This window comes from Sphingobacterium siyangense (assembly GCF_023277505.1).
In the GTDB taxonomy this organism is placed as follows: Bacteria; Bacteroidota; Bacteroidia; order Sphingobacteriales; family Sphingobacteriaceae; genus Sphingobacterium; species Sphingobacterium siyangense.
Genome location: NZ_CP080574.1, coordinates 4,742,724 through 4,764,958, shown reverse-complemented (window position 1 = coordinate 4,764,958; position 22,235 = coordinate 4,742,724). Strand labels below are relative to the sequence as shown.

Sequence of the window (22,235 nt, the reverse complement as noted above, 5' to 3'; positions counted from 1 at the left end):
GTATATGAACATAATAAGATTTGCGTTAAGAAAGCCCATTGCGATTATGGTTGTCGTACTGGCGATAGCTTTCTTTTCCTACAATACCGTAAAAAAAATAAACGTAGATATATTTCCCGAAGTGGAATTACCTGCGATGTACGTCGCTATGCCTTACGGTGGACTGTCCCCCGCCTATATGGACGGATTTATGGCAAACGAGTTCCAAAAGGTACTCCTGTTTGTGAGTGGCGTAAAAAATATTGATTTCAAAAGTGTACAGGGCTTGACCCTGATGAAACTGACCTTTTATCCAGGAACCGATATGTCACAGGCTGCCGGAGAGGTATCAACGTCCGTTTCACGAGCAATGGGCTTCCTGCCGCCCGGAGCCGTCCCGCCAATGGTGGTGCGGTTCGACGGTAGTTCGCTTCCGGTAGGTAACCTCGTTTTTGAAAGCGACCAGCGTTCCGTTAATGAAATACAGACATTGGCACTGACCAAAATCAGACCGATGTTCGTACAAATTCCGGGTATTACTTCCCCTGCGCCTTTTGGCGGTAATATCCGTTCCATTGTCATCAACATTGACCCCGAAGCGATGCAGGCGAACGGGTTAAGTCCCGAAGACATTACGGTTGCTATTACCAAGAACAGTCTTCCTTCACCCGCCGGAAATATCCGCATAGGAGAAGAAAACCTGATGGCTCCCATTAACTCCATCGCCAAAGGTCCGGAAGAGCTATTGAAGACCCCGGTAAAAACAAGTGATAACCGCACCATATATGTGGGCGATGTTGCCAGTGTTGAGGACGGAGCAGACCAGACCGTAGGTTACGCTTTGATAAACGGCAAACGTTCGGTTTACCTGCCCATTATCAAAAAAGCGGATGCTTCCACATTGGATGCCGTGGAGAACTTAAAAAATGCCATCCCAATGCTGAAAGACCAATTGCCTGAAGATGTAAAGGTCAGCTATGAATTTGACCAATCAAGCTATATCGAACGCTCACTTTCCAACCTTATCCACGAGGGGATTTTGGGAGCGGTTTTCACGGGATTGGTCATATTATTGTTCTTAGGCGATACCCGTGGAGCTATCATAGTTGTATTTACTATTCCGATTGCTATCCTATCCGCGGTTACGGTATTGTACCTTTTAGGGCAGACCATCAATATTATGACATTGAGCGGTCTTGCCCTGTCTATCGGTATTCTCGTTGATGAAGCCACGGTGACCATAGAGAATATACACCAGCATATGGAAATGGGTAAAAAGAAACAGCGGGCGATTGTGGATGCCCTGCTTGAAATCTCTATCCCCAAATTGCTGATATTGCTCTGTATTCTTGCGGTATTGACCCCTGCCTTTATTATGACAGGCATTCCGAAAGATATGTTTATGCCTTTGTCAATGGCGGTTGCCTTTGCGATGATTGCTTCCTTTTTGGCTTCACAGACCTTTGTTCCGATACTGGCAAATTGGATGATGAAGAACAAGCATAACAAGGAAGCTAATACACCGAGAAAGCGGGCGTTCTTCGAAAAATTCCGTGTCAACTATTCCTACCGTATGCGTAAATGGTCCACCAAAGCCTTGCCGCTTTTTGCCGTGTACGTGTTAGTAGCAGGCGCTATTGCAGGTTTACTTTTGACCGTCGTTGGTACGGATGTAATGCCCGTTTCCAATAACGGAGATTTTCAGATACGTATAGATGCGCCACAGGGAAGCAGGATCGAAAAAACAGAACGGATCGTTAAAGAAATTACAGAAGATATTAAAGCGGAATTGCCCGAAAACGGATTGAATATTACCTCCGCATTTGTAGGTATGCATCCTGCAGGGTCGCCCATCAACCCAATATTCCTTTTCAGTAATTCTTCACACCAAGCTATACTGCAAATATCCGTCAATCAGGAGGTCTATGGCTGTTCAATGGAAGATTTTAAAGAGAAAGTCCGTCAAAAGATTATCGGGAACCACCCCGAAGTCGCTTTCAATTTTGAACCGATGGAGCTGACCGAAAAGATTATGGGACAGGGAGCGATGACCCCGATTGAGGTAAAAATAGGTGCAAATCAGGTGAAAGATGCTTTTGCACACGCATCAAAGATTGAAGCCAATCTGAAAAAAGTTTCTTACCTGAGGGATGTCCGAATTGCGGAACCCATTGCCTATCCCAATATGGAAATCGAGGTAGACCGTGACCTTGCCGGGCAGTTCGGACTGACGATGCAGGATATTACCCGCAGCCTTGTTACGGCTACATCATCTACCCGTTTCACAGATAAGAACCTTTGGATTGACCCTAAATCGGGATTGGTTTTTCAGACACAGGTACAGATACCAGAGGGTATTATGTCGGAGCAAAGACTGCGTTCGCTTCCATTGAAAGCAGGAAGTCTTCGCCCGGTGCTTGAAGATGTGGCAACCATACGTAGGGTTACGGCTCCGGCTCAAGTAAACCGTAAAGGACCGAACCGCTATGTTACCATTGTAGCCAATGTGTATGGAATAGATTTGGGTACGGCTTCAGGCGCAGTAAAACAAGCCATTAAAGATGCGGGAGAACCGCCTCGTGGCACAAGCATTTGGACAGAGGGCACATTACAGCTTTTAGATGATACGTTGGGCAGTCTTTTGGCAGGTTTGGGTGTTGCTGTTATTGCCATATTCCTGATGCTATCGGCTTATTACCAATCGTTCAAAGTACCTTTGATTATCCTTTCGGTATTGCCTGCTGTAGTTGCGGGAAGCCTTATCATTTTATTTTTAACAGGCAGCACACTCAACCTGCAATCCTATATGGGCATTATTATGTCGCTTGGCGTGTCGGTATCCAATGCGGTATTGCTTGTCAATCAAGCCGAATATTACCGTAAAAAAATGGCCTTAAAACCTGTAAATGCAGCAAGGCTTGCAGCTTCATCCAGATTGAGACCTATATTGATGACAGCCGCTGCAATGTTTGCGGGAATGTTGCCAATGGCAATGGGTTTAGGCGATGGAGCAGAACAGGTTGCACCGTTAGGCAGAGCCGTTATTGGGGGATTGATTGCCTCGACGGTGACCATTCTGTTATTAGTTCCACATTTCTTTTCTTCACTAATGTCAAGAACTTCTATCGTCAGTCCGTCATTAGATCCAGATGATGATGAGAGCCGATATTTTGCAACACAATCCGAAACACAAACGATGTCATAAACTTTAAAATATCAAATACAATGTATCAAAGCATTTCAATAAATAGAAAACCAGTAACACTATTGGCAATGGCAACCACGCTTGCATTGATTTTTACAGCCTGTTCCCAAAACGGACAGAAAAACGAAGAGGAGCAAAATACGAAGGCATCACCTGTTAACTATCCTACTGCTCCGGTGCAGTTCATTAATCCCGAATATGAAATATCCGTTCCGGCAGAACTGAAACCTTATGAGCAGGTAGCGGTATATGCAAAGGTTACCGGATTTGTAAAACAACTATACGTTGATCGAGGATACCGGGTCAGCAAAGGACAGCTTTTAGCAATACTCGAAGCACCCGAAATGGAACAGCAGTACCTTTCCGACAAATCCACAGAACAAAAGGTATATAGTGATTACCTATACGCAAAACAAGCATATGAGCGATTAGTGGATGCCTCCAAGACAACGGGAGCCGTAGCGGATATTGAGCTGGACAGGGCTAAAAGTGCAATGGAAAGTGCAAAATCTGCTTATGATGCTTCCAAAGCAGGTACCGCACATTCTTCACAGTTGCAACAGTATCTACGTATCACAGCTCCGTTTGACGGCGTTATCACTCAGAAGAATGTTTCAGTCGGCGCATTGGCGGGAACAGGAAGTAACGCCCCGTTATTTATGATGGCACAGAGCAATAAGCTCCGTCTGACTTTATCCCTGCCTGAAAAACACGCATCGTCTGTACACGAGGGTATGCCCGCAACGTTTACCATAAGCTCACAGCCGGGTAAAAAGTTTGATGCCAAACTTTCCCGTACATCGGGCTTACTCGACCAGCAAGATCGTTCTCTTACATTGGAGTTTGACGTAAGCAACCCAGCAGGTGAATTGCAAGGAGGCGATTATGCACAGGTCAAACTGAAATTAAAACGTAAAAACCCCTCGCATTGGGTGCAGAACAAGAGTGTCTTAAATACGCAGTCGGGAGCATACGTTATGTCATTAAACGACAGCGAGATAAAGCGTATCCCCATAAAAGAAGGTATTCGTTTGGATACTTTGACAGAAGTGTTCGGTAATCTTTCGACGGAGGACAACATCATTCTGAAACCATCGGAAGAAATCAAAGAGGGTAAAATAAACTAACAAAAATATATAAGGATATGAAAGTAAGATTGAATAAAAGAGCAATGCTCTCGTACATTTTTGTGGCAATGGGAGGCTTTTGTTTTGCTTCCTGTAATAGCAATGGGAAAAATGAAAAAGCGGGGCAATCCATACACACTCCAATAGTGGAAGAAGAAACTACATCATTCTCGGAATATGCCGATAACGATGTCCTGCTTAAAGACAAGAGCGGAAAAACGGTATCGTTAAGCTCATTAAAAGGCAAAGTAGTTTTTATCAACTTTTGGGCTACGTGGTGTCCGCCATGTATTCACGAAATGCCCTCTATTAACCAGTTGAAAAAAACGTTCAAAGGCAATGACGACATCGTGTTCCTGATGGTTGATGTGGATAACAAGATAGACAAATCCACCGCCTTTATGGAGAAGAAAAAGTACGACCTGCCTGTATATGTTCCCGCAAGTAATATTCCGTCCGATTATTTAGCAGATGCAATTCCTACTACGGTCATTCTTGACAAAAGCGGGGATATCATTGCTCGTATGGAAGGCGGCAGGGATTATACAGCCCCTGAAATAATCAAGGGTCTTAAAGAATTGGTGGAAAGTAATTAAGGGTATGGCAATGTTCCGGCAGAAATTTACTCCGGTGCATTGCCAACACCCCTTGTGCTCGATAAAAACGGAAAAATCAGATTTCATCACACAGGATTTGCTAATTACGCCTCCGACAAATTTGTGAAGCAAATTGAAAGACTTATTAGTGAATAGAAGATATAGCTGGCTTTTGCCTGTCCAATGCTACCATTTTGAAAATTTGTACAGAAATAAATTAACTTTGTACAGGTAAAGACGCACAAATAAAATTGTGTGATTTCAGTTTTATTTTAATAATAAAAGAAAGAAATAGTTGAAAACAATAAAATTTAACAAGACAGAATGTGGGGTAGATTTTCTGCTCAACGTACTTCCTTCTGATGAAGTCAGTGAAGCATATATTAGTCAAAAATTGTTTAATACAGATTATTTTGAAATCATTTTTATCAAGAAAGGGAGCGGTCAGCTTACACTTAACTACCAAAAAATAAATATCGAGGACAATAGTATTATATTTATTTCCCCTTTTCAAAAACGTCAATGGAATCTTAATGAAGATAACCTGGAATTTACGTCCTTGGTTTTTCAAGAAGATTTTCTAAATGAATTTTTCTCCGACAAACTGTTTACCTACCGTTTATCTTATTTCTACCAGTTGGAATTTCCATTAAATATGCAGATTGAGAAAGAAAACATGGATATGTACTGTGTTTTGTTATCAGAAATTAAAGTAGAATTACGGAAAACCAGAATAGACAGTGTGCATATCATCCGTTCCCTAATCTATTACCTTTTACAGAAGTTGAACAGAGTGTATGCCGAAAAGCATCAATTATCATTACAAAATCAAGACACAAGTTATGCATTTCAATTCAAAAAACTGATTGAAACAAATATCGAACATAAACAGCGAATCAGCGATTATACAGATCTAATGGGCATCAGTCGTATTACCCTAAATAAGGCGGTAAAAGAGCAGTTCAATCTGACAGCAACAGATTTGTTAAAGCAAAGATTGCTGGTAGAAATCAAAGATTACCTCATCCATTCTGAATTGACCATTTCGGAAATAGCCTACAAACTCAATATTTCGGAACCCAACCATCTAATGCGTTTTTTTAAGAAGCAAACTGGGATGACAACAACTGAATTTTTAGCCGATTATCAAAATGGTATCATTTCTTAATGATTTGGTATAATCGGTCATAACGGTGTTTGCTAATTTTGTCATACAAAAAATAAATGATTATGAGCAAAAAAGCATTGATTGTCATCGACATCCAGAATGAATATTTTGAAAACGGAGCACTTCCATTGGTAAACCCTGAAATGGCAAGTCTAAATGCCCGCAAGGTTTTGGACCATTTCAGAGCAAACAATTTACCCATTGCACACATCCAACACGTATCGGCTGATCCCGAAGCATTGCCGATTTTTGTTGAAGGAACTCCCGGTGTAGAAATCCAGGAAAATGTGAAGCCACTTGCTCGGGAGAAAGTTTTTCAAAAGTATTATCCAAATAGCTTTAGAGACACAGGGCTTTTAGACTATTTAAAGGAAAATGACGTAACCGAAGTGGTTATTACCGGAATGATGACTCATATGTGTGTGGACGCCACCACACGTGCGGCATTTGACTTCGGTTATAAATGTACGGTTATCGGCGATACTTGTGCGTCAAGAGACTTGGAAATTAACGGTAAAACGGTAAAAGCTGATGATGTGCACTATGCATTTTTAGCAGCATTAGCGTTTTTCTATGCGGAGATAAAGAGTACCGAAGATTATCTATCTGCATAATTTCACAAGGAAAAAGCAAAGGACGGGTTAACGTTTTTAGTCTGTCCTTTTTATTCCAATACTAAGAAGGCTTGCATTTGGCTTAGTTGCAATTGTGGCGCAGTGTCTCAACCTAATTTTTATAACGATTTTTGCTAATAAAAAGCCCGAAGTTGGTTACAAAGAAAACGATAGAAACAAAAAGTATGGGTTTATTCGGGGGCTGTATTAAGATTAATTGGTAAAGTGACTTAATAATTCTTAACCACTTTTCCCATACCTCTCACTTCGTTTTTGCTGTCTGTATCTAAGACGACAACACTGCAAAGTGAATTTTTTATTGCTATTGTTGCAGCTTTTTCTGACTTTGGGAAAAGCCCGCAAGTCTCTCTTAGAAATCGGTATTTTTCTACAGTGGGAGAATCGTACAGAGCTTTGTATGTCATTTCTATCAGCTTTATTTAAGTGTCCTTCCTCGAGAGGAATATTTTTACAGAAATAAATGACCAACCTTTAAAAGTTGTATTAACAAAAAATCGAAATCATCTTCTACGTCTTCTTGGCTTCGTTGTAGCCCATATAAATATAAACCATATACCAAAAGCGACACCAAACCCAATCCACGGAGTTTTCATAGATAATGCGGCAAAAAAACCTACCGTTGCAATGATGCAGGTAATAAAAAACCAAATTACATTTTTCATTGTTAGTCAAATTTACGTGTTTAAATACTTAAAAAGAATTACATGAGAAAATTGTCCCATGTAATTCATTCTCTTTTATTAGGCGGCAACTTTTTCTGTTTGGTTTTCCTTTTGCATTTTCTTCATCACCTTAATTTCGGTTTTTTTAAGCTCTGCAATGACTTTCCGTTGTACGTCATCCACAATCTTCCAATCCTTGGCAATGTAGATATCTGTCGTGCGATTACCCTCGTCAACGTGGTTGAGCGCAAGAGCCACATCGTCTTTGCTCATACGGCAATCATTCCTTGCTGTATTGGCAAAGGTGTGACGGGCCCAATACAGGGTGAGATCAGGTATTCCTGTTAACTTGCGCAATTGTTCCATACCTTTGCACAATGCCCAATTGAGGCAGTCGCTACTGGAATAACGTTCACGCAACTTTCCTATATATTTCTCTAATAAAGGTTTGGAGTCGTCAACAATCTTAATACTAATAAAAGCGTTATCCTTCCGCTTGCCCTCGGTTTTGGAACGGTTGTAGTCTATGCGGCCATTTCTAATGTCCCGTTCCGTTAGTTGGTAAAGATCAACCGCGTTCATTCCACAGAGGTAGAACGAAAGCATATAAAGTTCCTTAGCCAATTCAGCCCGGCTTCCAGGTTTGGTCACACAATCGCGGATGGTTAGCACCTGTTCCAGCGTATTGTTCCTTTTCTTAGTGAGGGGCGGGGAACCGACCTTATATTTCTTGAACGGGTAATGTTTGATGCGGTAAATGCCAAGGTCTTCGTTATTATAGATTTCCCGTGCAGCATTGAATAGCGTCCGCAGATCACGCATGTGATTATGTAGTCCGCTATCCCTTAAACCTTTTTTGGTCGAGAGAACAGGTTTACCGTCCTGGTTGTAGCGTGTCATCGTACGCTCTGACCGCAGGAAACGTTCATACGCCACCAACATATTTGAATTGATCTCTTTGATGGATACGGATAGACGCTTGAAATAATCCACCAGACTGTTACGGACAGTATTCTGATTTTTTGCCGTTCCTTTTTCTTTTTGTCCTCCTTTTCTAAGAAGTTCGATGTGCTTATCACAAAACTTGATAAAGTCCACGTCCTCATCTTTGTCACGAAGGTAATCCCTTAATGATTCAGCGGTGAAGTAATCCAGTCGATCATCGAGGTCACTAATCGTCTTCCGATGTTCTTTGAGCTCGTCATTGATCTTTTCCAGAATGAAAGGATCTTTGATTTTCAAATCTTTCGTGAGTTGTTTTTTGACCACATAATGTGCAGTGTCAATAAACTTTCTTTCGCCTTTGTGATAAACACAAACTTTCACATTGTAAGTGTCGTCGGCTTTCTTGTGGTGGGCATAAACTTTTGCGCTTACGGTTGCCATAATTTTTCCAATTACCACGCAAAATGCTGTTACATATTTGTTACATTTTTGCGTGAAGTTCAACAAAAAACTATGTAAAACCAGTCTGTAGGGTGGTTTACCCTCGACCGCTTCACCGATGAAATCGGCTCAGAGAAATGAAAAAAAAACCACCTCGAAATTTCTTAAGAGATGGTGTTTTGTGCGCCCAGCTGGGCTCGAACCAGCGACCAAGAGATTATGAGTCTCCTACTCTAACCAACTGATCTATAGGCGCTTACGTTATTTTATTTGTCAAATTTCGACAAATCTACTCAAAATTTTCAAGTTCCAAAATCCTCTGAAACTTTTTGTCAAAAGGAAAGCCATTTTAACTATGCAATCCTGATTTTCAGCGCCTTAGCCATTCAGTTTATGAGTCTTCCACTCTATCCATCCGGATTGGGTCAAAAAATATCGTTTCTGACTTATAGAAGCGATTTAAGCACTTTTTTTGAAACCACAAAATTTTGCTCCGTTATGTATTCGTTACGGCTTTTTAAGGGGGGAGGATCGTTAAGCCTTTTTTCGTACTCATGTACAAATGAATATTCTTATATTTACTAAAGCTTTAAAAATTAGAAGATGACTAAACCGTTTGAATTAGAATTTTATTATAAGGGTGACGCTATTGATGTAAAGTCATTCGATGTGCTTCCTAATATACCAGATAATGGGGAGGAAATATATTTACAATGTGAGAATGAAAATATGAACGACGACGGATGTTACTTCAAAGTGGTCGAAAAAAGAAGCCTCTTTTTCTCGTCACCAAGATTGAGGCAAAAGGTTATGATAAAATTGGAACGTATTGAACCTACTGATTGGTAAAATGTATAAATAACATCGGCAGTTATTACGTTGAATGGCGGAGGTCGGATCGGGACGGGTTTACAATCCCACGGACGTATTGTTCACACAAAATTAAGTGATTCATTGTGCAGATAAAAGACCCCACTCTATTCAAGCGGGGTCAATAACTTGATTTATTCCCATGTTAAATTTGAATAACAGCTGAAGCTTTGGATCGCTTAAAAAACTATAATGTTTTTTTGTCCAATAATCAGTCAATTCCGTGTTTTAACCTGAAGTCAGGATCGCTCATGTGGCCGTTATAAAAAGTTGGCAGCACTTGGGGTTCACCATAACCAATATTTCCCGAAATACGTGGAAGCGTTACCGCCACAGAGGCATGTCTCATCGGCTTTTTTGCCTTTGCAGGGTAATCGTACGTGACGGTCATCAGCACATTGGTATCTTCTGTTTTGATATTGACCTGGATAAGCCAGTCCAGCTCCCTTTGATCAAATCCGCCGTCTATCCCAATCATTCTCATCATTTTCTCATTATGAAATACCCTGTCTTCGGCATAGGCTATCGCCATCTCTTTGAAATCTGTCCAGACCTTCCCTGGTAATTTTTCATTGGTGACAATTGTCTTGTCAATTGTCGCAGCAAGAATATCGCTGGAAGGAAGTCCTAATGGCAGGTTTGCCAAGGTTTTTAGGCGCTGTTCTATCCGGTGCGTTGGATGGTTTAAGATAATCAGTTCCGCATTCGTCAGATTACAAATAGGACGTTCATCGTCCGAGAGCATGGCGGCACGCGAAGAATAGCCAAAATAAGCCGCCACAAGTTCATGTGCATGGGACGATTTTAGTGGGATATCGTAATTGTTTTGGGTAAAGACGCGTAAAGAATCCGCGCAAGCTTTTGTAATTTCAAGCTTCATAGCAATTTTGTTTTTTGCTGGACTTTTTTGGTTTTCGTGAGTGTTTAAAGACAACCATGCCAGCGGTTTAACAAAAAAATGCTGTTTGACTTGTCAATTATTGATTAACCTCGCGTTTCAGTCACTCACAACTGGGGCACTCGACTCCTTAGCCGAAAGTAAAAAAAATAATTGAAAAAACAAGTAAGATTTTAAAAAGGGCAGTTAAACACTATTTCGTCTCGTCTATCGCGCTTCTCCTGCATTTATCGATTTGCAGATTGATGTACGTCCATGAATGAAGATTGGGGAAGTTTTTCCCTTTGAAGAGGTTACCTTTGTCAAGGCTTGTCTTAAAAAGGAAAATGCCTCAACCCGTCGAGCTGTCAGTTGACTTTTTTTGTTAACAGGATTCATCCGTGCCCTTTGGATCAGTGTTATAGGCAAGCTCGTCGACGTGTAATAATTCGAAAACGTTAGCATTTTTATTTATTACTCTTTTTAAGAGCCAATTGCCCTCTATTGTAAAATGATATTCATCAATAGGTAGAGACTTTAACTCTAATGGGTTTTTAGCAAATGGGTTGTGCCAAACACTCCATTCTGCACTTCCTAATGTTAGGATGTCTGTATTTTTAAACAGAATTACGGCAGACACAGAAGTATTTACTGGTTTGTTGTGATAAAGAAAGCCACTGCTTCCGGGAAATGTCAGGTTAATATGGGTGCCGCAGTCATTTCCGAATAATACACTATACATTTCATCAGTATGGAAAAACATATCATTAACGCAAATACAGATTACATAAGGAGTATCGCTGATACCGTATTTAGACGGTCTCTTATCATTAAGCGCTGTTAGAATAGCTTTTTTGCTATCGAAGATTTTTGCATCCTGAAATACAGCACCCAAGCTGGTCTTTATTTCGTTATTTGACTTTTTTAGCAGACTGATTTCAATTTCCCATTCATTTTCTTTGTATAAGAATTTACGATAAAATAACTGTTCGTTTTCAAAGCCTTCACTTGATATTCTTATTTGTTCAATAAATCTTTTTAGCTTTTTTGGCGTGACACTGATTTTTGATATTCTTTTGAAACCAAGGTTGATGAAATATGGGTAATAGTGAATTTGCCTGATAATATCTTCGACAGCTTCTTTTCGTCTCTCCTCCTCCGTCGAATCAAATGAGTTTGACGAAAGCGTACATTCAATGAGCATCAAAGCTACCGTATCACTTTTAGCTGTAAAGTCAGGCGTAGTCGCTTTTGAAAGGATCGGATGTTTGTCTACTGTCAAGCCCTGTTTGCTTAGAAATGTATAAACAATGAGTTCGAAAATAGCTGCATCATGTTGCTTGTCGCTTTTAGATCTGATCTGGCTAATAAATTCTAAATCATCGGTCAAATCTTTCATCCACATTGATATGAGGGTCCTCGCTAATTTGCAGCGGTTCCATGAAGATCTTTCCAAAAATTTATATGAGGTCTCCTGAACTTGTTTTGCCTCGTTACTGAATGTTATATCTGAGTTAAAAATCATCCTTTAAATGTTTATTAGTATCCAGGCCTGATAGAGCTGATATATCCGGTCTAAGAACAATGGGTCGATCACAGATTCGTTTCCCGCCTGTGTCATTCTTTTTAATGCGTGTTGGCCCCAAAATGTAGGTTCTATATTTTCGAGTTCCGTAGAGTTGTCTAATACATACTGGTTGAAATCGTTTCTGGCATCCTGGTCGTTAAACAATAGGAATGGCGCACCCGTACCGCGGGACACAAGATTATAATTTCCATCAGTAAGAAAATGCAAAAATAGACCGTCGTTGGAGCTCCTATCATAATAGTAATACCAATTGTCCTCACCATCAACGCGCAGATATGCTGATTGTGGCACTGGTAAAGTTATCCTCATCTCATCGCAATACATATATTCTAGCTCAAATAATTCTGTCTGATGGCATTTGAACTTTGCCGTTCCTAAAAACGATTTCTCATTCGTAAAGAAATAACTATATACTTCCCAAAATTTCTCGACTTCACTCAGTTCGATAGTGTATTCTGGAAAAGTGTTATGAAAAAGTACGCTGCTATTACCTATGTTTTTTGTCCACTGTCCTGGATTTTTTAGATAGTGCTTCATCTTTTCATATGGCGTTAGATCGAGCCCGAATCTTTGATACCACATTTTTTCTATAAGATTAATATCAGCCGACTTGTCTATGGGCGTATTTGTATCGTGGGTTCTCGAATAAATATGATTGGCTTTTACTTCTTTGTCTTTGTCTCGATAAGACATCGTTATATAGTATGGCTTGTGCGGCAAATCCTGAATTATCAAAACATCGATTTCTAAACTATCGATTTCGATGGTTTTTAATTCCAAGACAGGTCGGTTGTCTCCGGCAAATTTTTGGGCCCGGATGAAATCAATATAGTCAATTTGCTTTTTTCGGTTGGCCTGTCCAGAGGACAAACCATTAATTGTACAATCGTTAGATGGATCTGTGACGCCAAAAATTAAATAGCGTTCCCCCTTATGAAGGCTATTTGAAAGGCTCAATATATCATGCAGCAATGCTGCATTATTTTCGTGGGGTTTCTCTTTAAAGTCCCAAAACTCCCCCTCTCTTTTTGATCTTATAAGATCAATTATCTTATTTTTTAGCATTTTTTGTTAACTATCTTAAAGCGCATTTCTGATATAATTTCAACAGAGAATTATTGAAATTTACAAAACATATCCTTTCGATTTACACAAAACTTGTATATCTTATAGCATTACTTTAGGATCATTATATATGAGTTTGTCTAAATTATCTATTTTCAGCAAGGATACTGATGCTGCGGAGACTGTTAAGGGGTATGAATATCAAAAGCTACGTACGCTTGAAACATGGTTACAGAGTTATACCGAGCGGAAAAATGAGATAATTTATTGTGATTACGAAGAGGACATTTTTTTGAGAAACCTAGATAGCTGGACGTCAAAGTTTGTACAGCTCAAATTGTACTCCTCAAAAAATTTTTCATTTGACAGTGTTGAGGTAAAAAAGGCCATAAGTCATTTTTTTATGCTTTTTGTTAAAGGCGAATATAAGTTTGATGAGATCCAGTTTGTATTCGAAACTAATGTTTCAGTAGCTGGAAAATATGGAAATAATGATGCGGAACTTTTGAAAGAATGGAAAGATAATCAAGATGCAATGTCTGAGGATCTGCTCAAAAGATGTGCTGCAAAGGTTAAAAGTATGGTTTCCGAATATGTCAAACCGTTTGGTGAAAAAGTAAAAGATGAGGTTTTGGCCAAGGAAATCGAAGATGCGAAGATTATTGTTGGGGAACTGCCTGATGGGGTTTGGGAAGATTTTGTTAAGTCTATAAAGTGGGATTTTGCAAGTGTGGATGCAGATGCCGCTGTGCAATCGGTAATCGATAACTGTCTAAAGCTTATTGAAGCTACTGGATTTGCATCGGCTAAGGCTGATAAAGAAAGTGTTTTTGCAAGCCTCTATTACCAAGTATCTGAAAGGTCTACGGATGCAGACCCAGGTAAAAGATTGCTCGACGCAAGGCTTCTTGATTCTGTTCTATTGTCTGTAGGTGACAAAGATGATAAATGGTATGAGCAAAATTATAAAGCATGGCATGAAGTCGACAAGATCGACTATTTTCTGGCATCAGAATTTTATCAGATACTTCATGCTGCAAATTATTGCAGGTTGACCAAATATCTGGCGCATCATGCACCCATGTGGACCGCACTGTTACAACAATATATTGATCTGGCTGCTACTCCGCAGATTTTCCGACGGAAAGCGGTATACGAATTATTATGGCTTAATTTTCCTGTCAGACGGTTTAACGCCCCGGATGGCAATTTGATTGGATACGAAGAAATGATAAGAACTTATTATGATTCTATCGGTGACTATCAGGAACATGAACAAATCGAAGGTGCAGTAAATCTTTTGGGGGTAGTAAAGGCGGCAATTGCATTCAAAAAGGTAGATATAGAACTATCAGAAGTCGAAACATGGGAAGGTAAGCTTGAAGAAATGGTTTCGCAAGGATTGAAGGCAAACCAGGATGCAAACCAGTCCTGTTACTTTCATGAGCTTGCAGTCGGACTGCTTATGCAGCGGGCAATGAAAGCAGATGAGAATACAATAAATCAACTTTTTGATCATTTCAAATCAATAGCTGCGCAAGCCGACAAGGCGAATATGTATGATGTTGTAAGGTTGGGCAATCGTATTGATGCTTATATAAAGTTGATGATCCACCATCATGCAGATATAAGCTTAATTGAGCGGTTGGAGGACTTTTCTGATGAATTGATGCCCCTGGTGAACAAACTTAATGGAAACTTCTCAACCGCTAAACTCTATTCTGAGCGTGGTTTCAAGTATTTGCAATCTAAAGAACCTAAGTCAATTCTAAGATCTTTAAATTATTTCCATCGAGCTAAAGAACTTTATAAAAATGACGGGACAATGGAGGGTTATATATTGGCTTTATTGGCCATTTCCCAATTGTATTCGGCAACTGATAATAATTATGCTGCAAAATATTATGCATTAAGTGCTGTTTGGCAGTCAACCCAACAAACGGAATTACAAAAAAGAATATCGGACGGCTTTGGCCTGATCTTACATTATGACTTTGATCAGGGAAACTGGTTCAATTGCATAGAAGTTTTTAGATTGTATATCAGATCCAGAGTTGATTTCAAAGATCCTGTTATTGACGTAACTAAGGACGAGTTATTGATGAAATCTTTTGTTATTATTTCGTCCATCTTGTCGGTGTTACCAAAAATCCTAACTGACGGTCTACAAGTAGTGGAATCGACCATTGCACAAATGGGAAATTTGTATGAGGAGGAACTTAAGCATTTAAAAGAAAAGGCCGATGAAATGGTCGGAGAAAATCCCAAAGACTTCATAAATGTTAAATGTTGTGACGCTGTTGTAAACGATGCCGGGGAAAAGCGTATCATCCAATGGAAAGCATTGGGTACCACTTGGAAAGTGACATTTGATAATAAATGGATTGAAACAAGTTTGGGCGAAGAAATAGCAGCGGCACTACAAATCATCTTACTCCAATTTGCTGTTGCCAAAAATGATATACATTTTTTAAAAGGTGAAGTCACTATAATAGTTGAACCTTCTGACAGGCATAAAATGCCGGAACAGCTCCCGTCAAATGACAGCTATTCGTGGAAAATCTTTAGCAGGCCCGTACTTGATCCTACGCCAGAAAATATCAGATTACAAGCCTCATATTTAACCATTTATCTAAAATTTATTCTTGACGAATTATCCCTTCTTCCAGAAGCAGATTTTGAAGCTGAGTTTACCAGATTTTTTGAAGAAGAAGACCTGGCTGGCAAGACATTACCAGGCTATCTCTATCAACGACTATACAGAAACTTGTTTGTCCAGGAAGGTTTTGAAGATCCCGACCGGGCTCAATTTTTAGGAGAAAAGATATATCCTGAGATAGTTGAATCGCCTGCACTGGCCTGGGAGGGAAATATAAGCAGTAAATATTCAATTGAAAAGTCGTTAGAGCTTATTAAGGGTCGTTACAAGAACGTGGAAAAGCAAATTTATCTAACCCTTGAAAATATCAAGAAAGATCCTAGATATAACCAATTTATACAGCAGCTTAGAGAAAAAGGCTGGTTAGATTGGCAAATTGTCTTAGCGATGTATAACCATATCTTAAACTATAAAACTCAAGGATATGTAAGACAGAGGGATTTTAGCAGTGAAAAGGAGTTTGAAAAACGATTTCAGGAAGTCTTTTGGGAACTTGGTAAGGTTGATGAACAGCAAACGTATGTTGAATTTCCTTTGGACTTTTTCATGGACAAACATTTTGAATTTCAACTAAATAATGTGCTTGTACTTATTTTACGCCGATGGGAATTGGAAAATAAAAGTCGGTTTCCAAATTTCAATTCTTTAAGGCAATTTTTGAACGATCGATTTAACTTTGGTCAAGATGATTTGCCAGAAGAAAGTCCTTTGTAGTATTATTTTCTACTTTAATACAACATGCTCAAAAGTTGTAAGTCTCTAAAACTAAAAACCTATGAAGAAAAAAATTGGCCATATTATGGATCTTCAGGAATATTTTTTGGATTATGACCAGGAAAAACAAAAGTATTATTTTAAGGAATATACCAATAAATTCTGTCTGCATGCAAGGGATACGCTGAAGAAGAGAATTTAAGTTTTACCATATAATTCGAACTGAGGAATAGGCTTCTTCCATTTTTTCTTTCTAACATTGTTTTTATTCTTAAATTATTAAGGTATTCTTGGAATTGGTCAAAAATTATACAATCGACGAAATTTAAACAGCATTAGTTCTAAAAATTTATATAAGTGTGGGATATGATTGTATTTTTCCATAATTGCCTCATAGCAATCTACAACTTCATCCAAATTTCTTTCTGTTGATAACGAAGACAATACAACCATAGAGATATTTACAAGTTCTTCAACCCCTAAATTGCCTAATACAATTAATAAGTGAAAAAATTTAAACATTGTATGTGTTGCGCTTTCAGTAGTAGAAACTGTACCAGACAACATTTTAGTCAAGGATATAAACCTGTCCGTAACTATATATCCGTCACATTTTAAACAATGGAACAAAGTATGTTCATTGATGGATATAAAACTATATTTATGTTCGATGAGTTTAATTAAACAGTCATGATAGATTTCATCTTCAATAGCTTTATCTTCTTTTAAGTGTTTTAGCAAAGGTATTATCCAAACTAACTCCACATTATTCATCAATCTTGTTGTTTGTTTTCTAAAAACAAGATCATCAGACAACAATAAGGCATCTTTTTCTTGAGCTAACAAGGCAGAGTCATAAAATGATCTTCCAAACTCCTTATACAATCTTTCTTTTTCATTATTATTAAGTTTTAAAGTATTAGGACTTTCTATCGTAAAGAACTTATTTATAACCTCTAATAGCGGTGAACTGTCTAAAGTTTCACCATCTTTTATGTTGTATATGTTTTGTTGTAGGTAATCATAAATCAAGTCATAAGTACTATGTGTTATTGTCAATTTTTCGAATTTTGAACTTACGATTTCCAGTAAATTCAAATCAAACAACGTAAGAACTCCGCATATATCAAGAACTATATCACTCTTAAAATCAATTTCTTTTGACAAAACAAACTCTTTAAAAAATCCATGAGAGGCTATCAGTTTATATCCCTTTTGTCTTATTATGTCCCGAATTTTGATAGGATTCTCATTCAATGCCTCCGAAAGAAGTCCTATCCCTACTTCTGCCCTGGTATAGTAAGAGAGTGCTATATCAAATGGGCTCTCTTGACTTTTCTGTTCCAAACCCGCAGCTTTGATAAAATTGACAAGATCATCTATGTGAAATGTCTTTACGGCTCCTTCTCTTTTGAAAATGCCACTTGCATCAGTTTGACATTGTTTGAACTGCTGGAGATACTTATTACTTATAGACTCTACAGTCCACTTTTTTTCCAAAAAACTATTTGGCAATACTATCTCAGACCCTACTTGTTTACCTGCCAAAAGTTTGTATAATTCATCCTCAATTGACACCTCGCTTTTAGACTGAATTAAATCTGAAACACTACGGTTTTCAAATAATAGATTCATTCTTTCACGAATACCGTCATAAAGTACTACATATGTACCCTCTGAAATTAAAGTAGGGGTAGGAAGATGAGAAAATACATCAAATTTTAGACAGAATGTTAAATATAAATCGTTTGATTGGGGATTGTTATACTTTCTATGATATTCATATAAGATATCAATACAGTCTGTCATCCGACCTCGGTACGCTAAAATTGCTAAATAATTGTTGAAGTCGTCAAAATTTAATCCCTCATAATCTAATTTAGAATTTAGATATCGATCAAGTTGCTCAAAGTTCTGTGTTTTGAAATATAATGAAATGATAAAAATCTTAATATCAATCCGTTCAGAATAAACAGCTAAATATTGCTCAGCGATAGAAATAGCCTTATCATATTGATAATTTGAAGAATACGCGTTACATTCCATTATAGTGTACTTGGGATGTATCCCTCGACTGTCTCTTATTCTACCCAATAATTCTATCAATTTAAATGAATCACCGCTCTTTTCAATTAATCTTATCAAATTATCGGTTATGGCATCATAATCAAAGGTGAGTACTCTTTTTTCCAATAGCTCTATCCCCTTTTCAAAATAGTTGGTTTCTTCGTATAATTCTGACAATTGATAAATCAAACTAAATCTGGTTTCATCATTGATTTGTTCGTGGCATTCTGAAAGTAAAGCCGGAAGATCAGGAGACTGCAAATGCAGTAAAATTCTTGCCTCAATAAGTCTAAAGTCCAACCCTTTATATTCCTTGATTTTGGATTGCCAATAGGTCAATTTCTCAACATCTTCGTTTTTAATATATCGATCAACAATAAAGTTAGCGGCTTGGTTTAAAAAGACGTTCCCTTCCCTTGATATTAGCTTTTCGTAATAACCCTCTAATACGGCAACTCTATTAGCTTGCGAACTGATTTCAATAAGCATGAGATTGTCTTCAATCTCATTGAATATTAAGAAATACTTGTCAAGAGTGGCAAGTGCACTATCAAAATCCTTTAAAATAAAATGTATCATTGCTTTAAGCCGATACAACTTTTGGTGTTCAAGAGAGTACTCAGATTCTAATTCTTCAAGAATATTTATAGCATCCTGTTCTTTACGAAGAAGGTAGAGCAGAATAATTCTTGCTTGTTGTAAAAAAAGCTTACTTTTAGTTGCTTCTTTTTCAGATTCTAACAATTCGAGTATCAATTTTAGATGACATTCTATTTCCTCTGTTAGCTCTTTATTAATACTTCGGATATTAAATATTCTGTAATCCGATTGATACCTATGAATGACACTCTCGATATAGGTGATTTTAATAATCTCTGTGTCAGAAGCAACTTCAAAAACCTCTTTAACGGTGCGATAGTAATCCTCGAAATGATTTTGATCTCTATAAGCAAGAGAGATGGCTCTTTTAACTTTGGGTTCATCCGTAAATTCCTTTGGCACTTTTTTTAAGATTTCCTCTATGGGAACCGATTGTTTCTTAATAATGATGTATACTTCCCAAATTTCTGGATTTTTCTCACCAAACAACTGAATTGCTTTCTCAATTAGTTGATTTGCTTTGATATAATCATTTTGATGAAGGAGAACTTGGGAGTAATTACATAAAGCAGCATAATTTTCATTGTTAATCTCATATGCTTTCTTGAAATAATTATGAGCCTCGTCTTGTTTACCAAGTTCAAAATAAGAATGCCCAATATTGGTCAAGACCGTTGATTTGTGATCCTTAGATCTGATAGAGTGAAAATTATTTTCCAATATAAGGAGCGAATCAAGAGCTAAAGTAAACTGCTTATTTTCAATGAATGCATTAGCATATTTAATTTGCTCTTTTACTATTGGGCTGTCATCATTAAGAGCCTGTATCCTTTCTAAAATCACTGTAGCTTGCTGATGAGACTGTTCTTTCAAATCAGCTATGGAGTTAAGCATTTCACTCTGAACGGGAGTCGCTACCTGCCTAACCATAATATCATAAGTAACAAAGAAGTCATCCAGTATTTTTTGTACTAAGAGTTCGTTCCAAGATCCGTCAGTTGTACCATCTTGGCTCTTCATCAACTCGTTATTGACGTGCCGAATAAAGGTATTTTTATCTTTACTGTGGATATAGCTATTTTTAAAAATAGAAAAAGAACCCTCTTTTATTAAAATATGGGAAAAATCACTCTGATTGATTCTGCTTTCAAAGAGCATTAAAGTGTGTATATAGAGAGATTTGTCCTCATCTTTAGGTTTTTCGATGTCATAACTTGCCAAAAATTTATGAAATTCGTTTATATCCTTTAGTTTTTGATATCCCAAAGTGACAGCTCCCTTTAATAGGTCCGTAACGAATGGGATTCCCAATACACCAAAAACAGTCATTATCATATCTTATTTATAGAAATGATAAAAATACTCAAAAACGATTAAAAAGAAGTGTTTTTAAACAAGTCCGTATTCTCTACTTTTAAATGCTCCAGTTTTTTGGAGAGAGGTCAAGGGTAGTATTAAAGATATCTTTCTTCAATACTATAGAGGCTCGAGTTTGCCGAAAATCAATTTCACTAACTATTCATTTTTTGGCTTAGAATCTACTAACAAAGAGAAAAAAACATTAGGCTTTAATTTTTTCATCGTGTCAATTGGCGTGTTTGTATTGGTCGAAACTTCGTTCGTCGAGTTAATTTGGTAATTAATTATATAAGGTTTAGAATTATCAATAATTAGGGAAAGAAGACCTTTTATAATTCGAAATGAAAGTATTTTAAATTACTGCTTTTTATTCCAACTGGATATCATTAGGGAGATATATTCGTTGATATTATAAAAGAAGAAGGGGAAAGTTTGGGTATGAATTGTCCAATTTTAAACTTTATATATTACCGATTATGAAAAAGAAACTAAATTGTATTGCTTTAATAGCAACATTTGTGGTTTTAATCACTTCCTGTTCCAAAGATCTCGTTCCGGGAGGAACCATTGAGCCCAACTCTGGACTGAAAGGTCTGAAAACTTACACATTTAAACCTACTGAGATAAATCTTTCAAGTTTTGATACGGCCGGAATACAAGGCTTCTCAAAAAAAGGCAAACAAAATTCCCTTACATTTCTAAGGGACAGTATTTGGCCCAATAATGCAGGAAAAACTTCATTCTATGAAACTACCGATATTCCAGCTGTTCTTGAAGAAACGAGAAGAAAATTATATCTGGGTGCTATTCTAAAGGGGGAGACGGCAATTGATGTAGACAATGTGAATCCGGTTTTCGTACCAATAACTTATAGAAACCCAATTACCATGTACGCCAATTTCCCTACTGACAGTATCTATAGGACTGTAATACCTTCGAAAATACAAGATCTTAGTTATCTACGTGCTGCATTGAGTTCGGCAGCAGGAAACCAGATCCAATCGTTTACTTATGAGCAGAGTCAATTTAGAAAGACCGAGGAACTAAAAAAGTCTTTTGGCGCAAATTTGAATCTTGCTAAAATTTTAACTGTTAATTATCTGGATACTCTTGAAAATTCAACTGCTACAACAATCGTAAGGGCTGAATTTACGCAAGAGAACTTTTCCATCGCTATCGAACCTCCAATTTATGAGCCTTTTCTCAAGAGCAATTTTGATCCTTCTATTTTCAATGGTATCAGACCTGTAATTGTCAGTTCAGTAACTTACGGAAGAAAGGGGATTTTTATCATGGAGTCAGATTCCTCTTACAACGCGGTCAAAAAAACACTTAATGTCGCGCTAACATTATCCGCAGAAATGTTAAACGTCTCGTCGACTGACAGTCTAGGTCCATCATTTTCGGCAGCATTGAACTTGCGACTAACTAATGCGCAGAAAACTATAATAAATAATTCGCGGATGAAAGTGTATATTATCGGTGCTGATGGAAAGAGTATCGTTAAGGCAATAACAACCGGTCTAACAGGTTTTGCAGAGGTTTTGGCGGCAAATGGTGGCTTTACAAAAGATAGTCCAGGGGATATTCTTTATTACTCTTTAAATTATCTCGATGATTTTGCCACCTTTAGGAATCAGTTCAAGATTAATATTGCCAATTAGGTCATTTAAATTTT

14 protein-coding genes and 1 tRNA gene are annotated in these 22,235 nt (G+C 37.9%); 9 read left to right on the top strand and 6 right to left on the bottom strand.

Going from position 1 to position 22,235, the window contains the following annotated elements:
• Positions 1 to 4 precede the first annotated feature (4 nt).
• The 5 genes from K2F45_RS20005 to K2F45_RS19985 all read left to right on the top strand — a co-directional run bounded on the left by K2F45_RS20005 (position 5) and on the right by K2F45_RS19985 (position 6,689).
• Positions 5 to 3,184 carry an efflux RND transporter permease subunit gene (locus tag K2F45_RS20005; RefSeq protein WP_248932234.1) on the top strand — a complete coding sequence of 1,060 codons (3,180 nt, stop codon included), beginning with the start codon at positions 5 to 7 and terminating at the stop codon, positions 3,182 to 3,184.
• A 20-nt stretch (positions 3,185 to 3,204) separates the two neighbouring features.
• Positions 3,205 to 4,311: an efflux RND transporter periplasmic adaptor subunit gene (locus K2F45_RS20000; protein ID WP_248932233.1), complete on the top strand. Its 1,107-nt coding sequence runs from the start codon at positions 3,205 to 3,207 to the stop codon at positions 4,309 to 4,311.
• Between the two features lie 17 nt (positions 4,312 to 4,328).
• Positions 4,329 to 4,907: a TlpA family protein disulfide reductase gene (locus tag K2F45_RS19995; protein WP_248932232.1), complete on the top strand. Its 579-nt coding sequence runs from the start codon at positions 4,329 to 4,331 to the stop codon at positions 4,905 to 4,907.
• Positions 4,908 to 5,202: 295 nt separating this feature from the next.
• Entirely contained in the window at positions 5,203 to 6,075 is an 873-nt protein-coding gene (locus tag K2F45_RS19990; RefSeq protein ID WP_248932231.1) for an AraC family transcriptional regulator, read from the top strand.
• A 62-nt stretch (positions 6,076 to 6,137) separates the two neighbouring features.
• A complete protein-coding gene (locus K2F45_RS19985; protein WP_248932230.1) occupies positions 6,138 to 6,689 on the top strand; it encodes a cysteine hydrolase family protein in 552 nt (183 codons plus the stop codon).
• 761 nt (positions 6,690 to 7,450) lie between these two features.
• On the opposite strand, the gene K2F45_RS19980 is transcribed toward K2F45_RS19985, so the two are convergent.
• Complete coding sequence (locus tag K2F45_RS19980) at positions 7,451 to 8,758, bottom strand: phage integrase SAM-like domain-containing protein (RefSeq protein WP_248932229.1); 1,308 nt, start codon at positions 8,756 to 8,758, stop codon at positions 7,451 to 7,453.
• A 182-nt stretch (positions 8,759 to 8,940) separates the two neighbouring features.
• Positions 8,941 to 9,014, bottom strand: a tRNA-Ile gene (locus tag K2F45_RS19975).
• A gap of 347 nt (positions 9,015 to 9,361) precedes the next feature.
• Here K2F45_RS19975 and K2F45_RS19970 point away from each other — a divergent pair.
• On the top strand, positions 9,362 to 9,607 hold the full coding sequence (locus K2F45_RS19970) for a hypothetical protein (protein ID WP_248932228.1): 246 nt from the start codon (positions 9,362 to 9,364) through the stop codon (positions 9,605 to 9,607).
• A 232-nt stretch (positions 9,608 to 9,839) separates the two neighbouring features.
• Here K2F45_RS19970 and K2F45_RS19965 read toward each other — a convergent pair whose 3' ends face one another.
• The 3 genes from K2F45_RS19965 to K2F45_RS19955 all read right to left on the bottom strand — a co-directional run bounded on the left by K2F45_RS19965 (position 9,840) and on the right by K2F45_RS19955 (position 13,158).
• Positions 9,840 to 10,508 (bottom strand): hypothetical protein, encoded by a 669-nt coding sequence (locus K2F45_RS19965; RefSeq protein WP_248932227.1) that lies wholly within the window; start codon positions 10,506 to 10,508, stop codon positions 9,840 to 9,842.
• A gap of 382 nt (positions 10,509 to 10,890) precedes the next feature.
• Entirely contained in the window at positions 10,891 to 11,904 is a 1,014-nt protein-coding gene (locus K2F45_RS19960; protein ID WP_248932226.1) for a hypothetical protein, read from the bottom strand.
• 129 nt (positions 11,905 to 12,033) lie between these two features.
• Positions 12,034 to 13,158 carry an ATP-binding protein gene (locus tag K2F45_RS19955; protein ID WP_248932225.1) on the bottom strand — a complete coding sequence of 375 codons (1,125 nt, stop codon included), beginning with the start codon at positions 13,156 to 13,158 and terminating at the stop codon, positions 12,034 to 12,036.
• 130 nt (positions 13,159 to 13,288) lie between these two features.
• Here K2F45_RS19955 and K2F45_RS19950 point away from each other — a divergent pair, with 130 nt between their 5' ends.
• Positions 13,289 to 16,531, top strand: coding sequence for a dsDNA nuclease domain-containing protein (locus K2F45_RS19950; RefSeq protein ID WP_248932224.1), 3,243 nt, complete (start codon positions 13,289 to 13,291; stop codon positions 16,529 to 16,531).
• Positions 16,532 to 16,592: 61 nt separating this feature from the next.
• Positions 16,593 to 16,733 (top strand): hypothetical protein, encoded by a 141-nt coding sequence (locus tag K2F45_RS19945; protein ID WP_248932223.1) that lies wholly within the window; start codon positions 16,593 to 16,595, stop codon positions 16,731 to 16,733.
• 98 nt (positions 16,734 to 16,831) lie between these two features.
• On the opposite strand, the gene K2F45_RS19940 is transcribed toward K2F45_RS19945, so the two are convergent.
• Entirely contained in the window at positions 16,832 to 20,533 is a 3,702-nt protein-coding gene (locus tag K2F45_RS19940) for a tetratricopeptide repeat protein (protein WP_248932222.1), read from the bottom strand.
• A 500-nt stretch (positions 20,534 to 21,033) separates the two neighbouring features.
• Between K2F45_RS19940 and K2F45_RS19935 the strand changes: the two genes are divergently transcribed.
• Positions 21,034 to 22,221 carry a thiol-activated cytolysin family protein gene (locus K2F45_RS19935; RefSeq protein WP_248932221.1) on the top strand — a complete coding sequence of 396 codons (1,188 nt, stop codon included), beginning with the start codon at positions 21,034 to 21,036 and terminating at the stop codon, positions 22,219 to 22,221.
• Positions 22,222 to 22,235: the final 14 nt, after the last annotated feature.

Coding starts and splice junctions, on each gene's coding strand:
- K2F45_RS20005 (WP_248932234.1), top strand. CDS start 5: ATGAACATAATAAGATTTGCGTTAAGAAAGCCCATTGCGATTATGGTT.
- K2F45_RS20000 (WP_248932233.1), top strand. CDS start 3,205: ATGTATCAAAGCATTTCAATAAATAGAAAACCAGTAACACTATTGGCA.
- K2F45_RS19995 (WP_248932232.1), top strand. CDS start 4,329: ATGAAAGTAAGATTGAATAAAAGAGCAATGCTCTCGTACATTTTTGTG.
- K2F45_RS19985 (WP_248932230.1), top strand. CDS start 6,138: ATGAGCAAAAAAGCATTGATTGTCATCGACATCCAGAATGAATATTTT.
- K2F45_RS19980 (WP_248932229.1), bottom strand. CDS start 8,758: ATGGCAACCGTAAGCGCAAAAGTTTATGCCCACCACAAGAAAGCCGAC.
- K2F45_RS19970 (WP_248932228.1), top strand. CDS start 9,362: ATGACTAAACCGTTTGAATTAGAATTTTATTATAAGGGTGACGCTATT.
- K2F45_RS19965 (WP_248932227.1), bottom strand. CDS start 10,508: ATGAAGCTTGAAATTACAAAAGCTTGCGCGGATTCTTTACGCGTCTTT.
- K2F45_RS19960 (WP_248932226.1), bottom strand. CDS start 11,904: ATGAAAGATTTGACCGATGATTTAGAATTTATTAGCCAGATCAGATCT.
- K2F45_RS19955 (WP_248932225.1), bottom strand. CDS start 13,158: ATGCTAAAAAATAAGATAATTGATCTTATAAGATCAAAAAGAGAGGGG.
- K2F45_RS19950 (WP_248932224.1), top strand. CDS start 13,289: ATGAGTTTGTCTAAATTATCTATTTTCAGCAAGGATACTGATGCTGCG.
- K2F45_RS19945 (WP_248932223.1), top strand. CDS start 16,593: ATGAAGAAAAAAATTGGCCATATTATGGATCTTCAGGAATATTTTTTG.
- K2F45_RS19940 (WP_248932222.1), bottom strand. CDS start 20,533: ATGATAATGACTGTTTTTGGTGTATTGGGAATCCCATTCGTTACGGAC.
- K2F45_RS19935 (WP_248932221.1), top strand. CDS start 21,034: ATGAAAAAGAAACTAAATTGTATTGCTTTAATAGCAACATTTGTGGTT.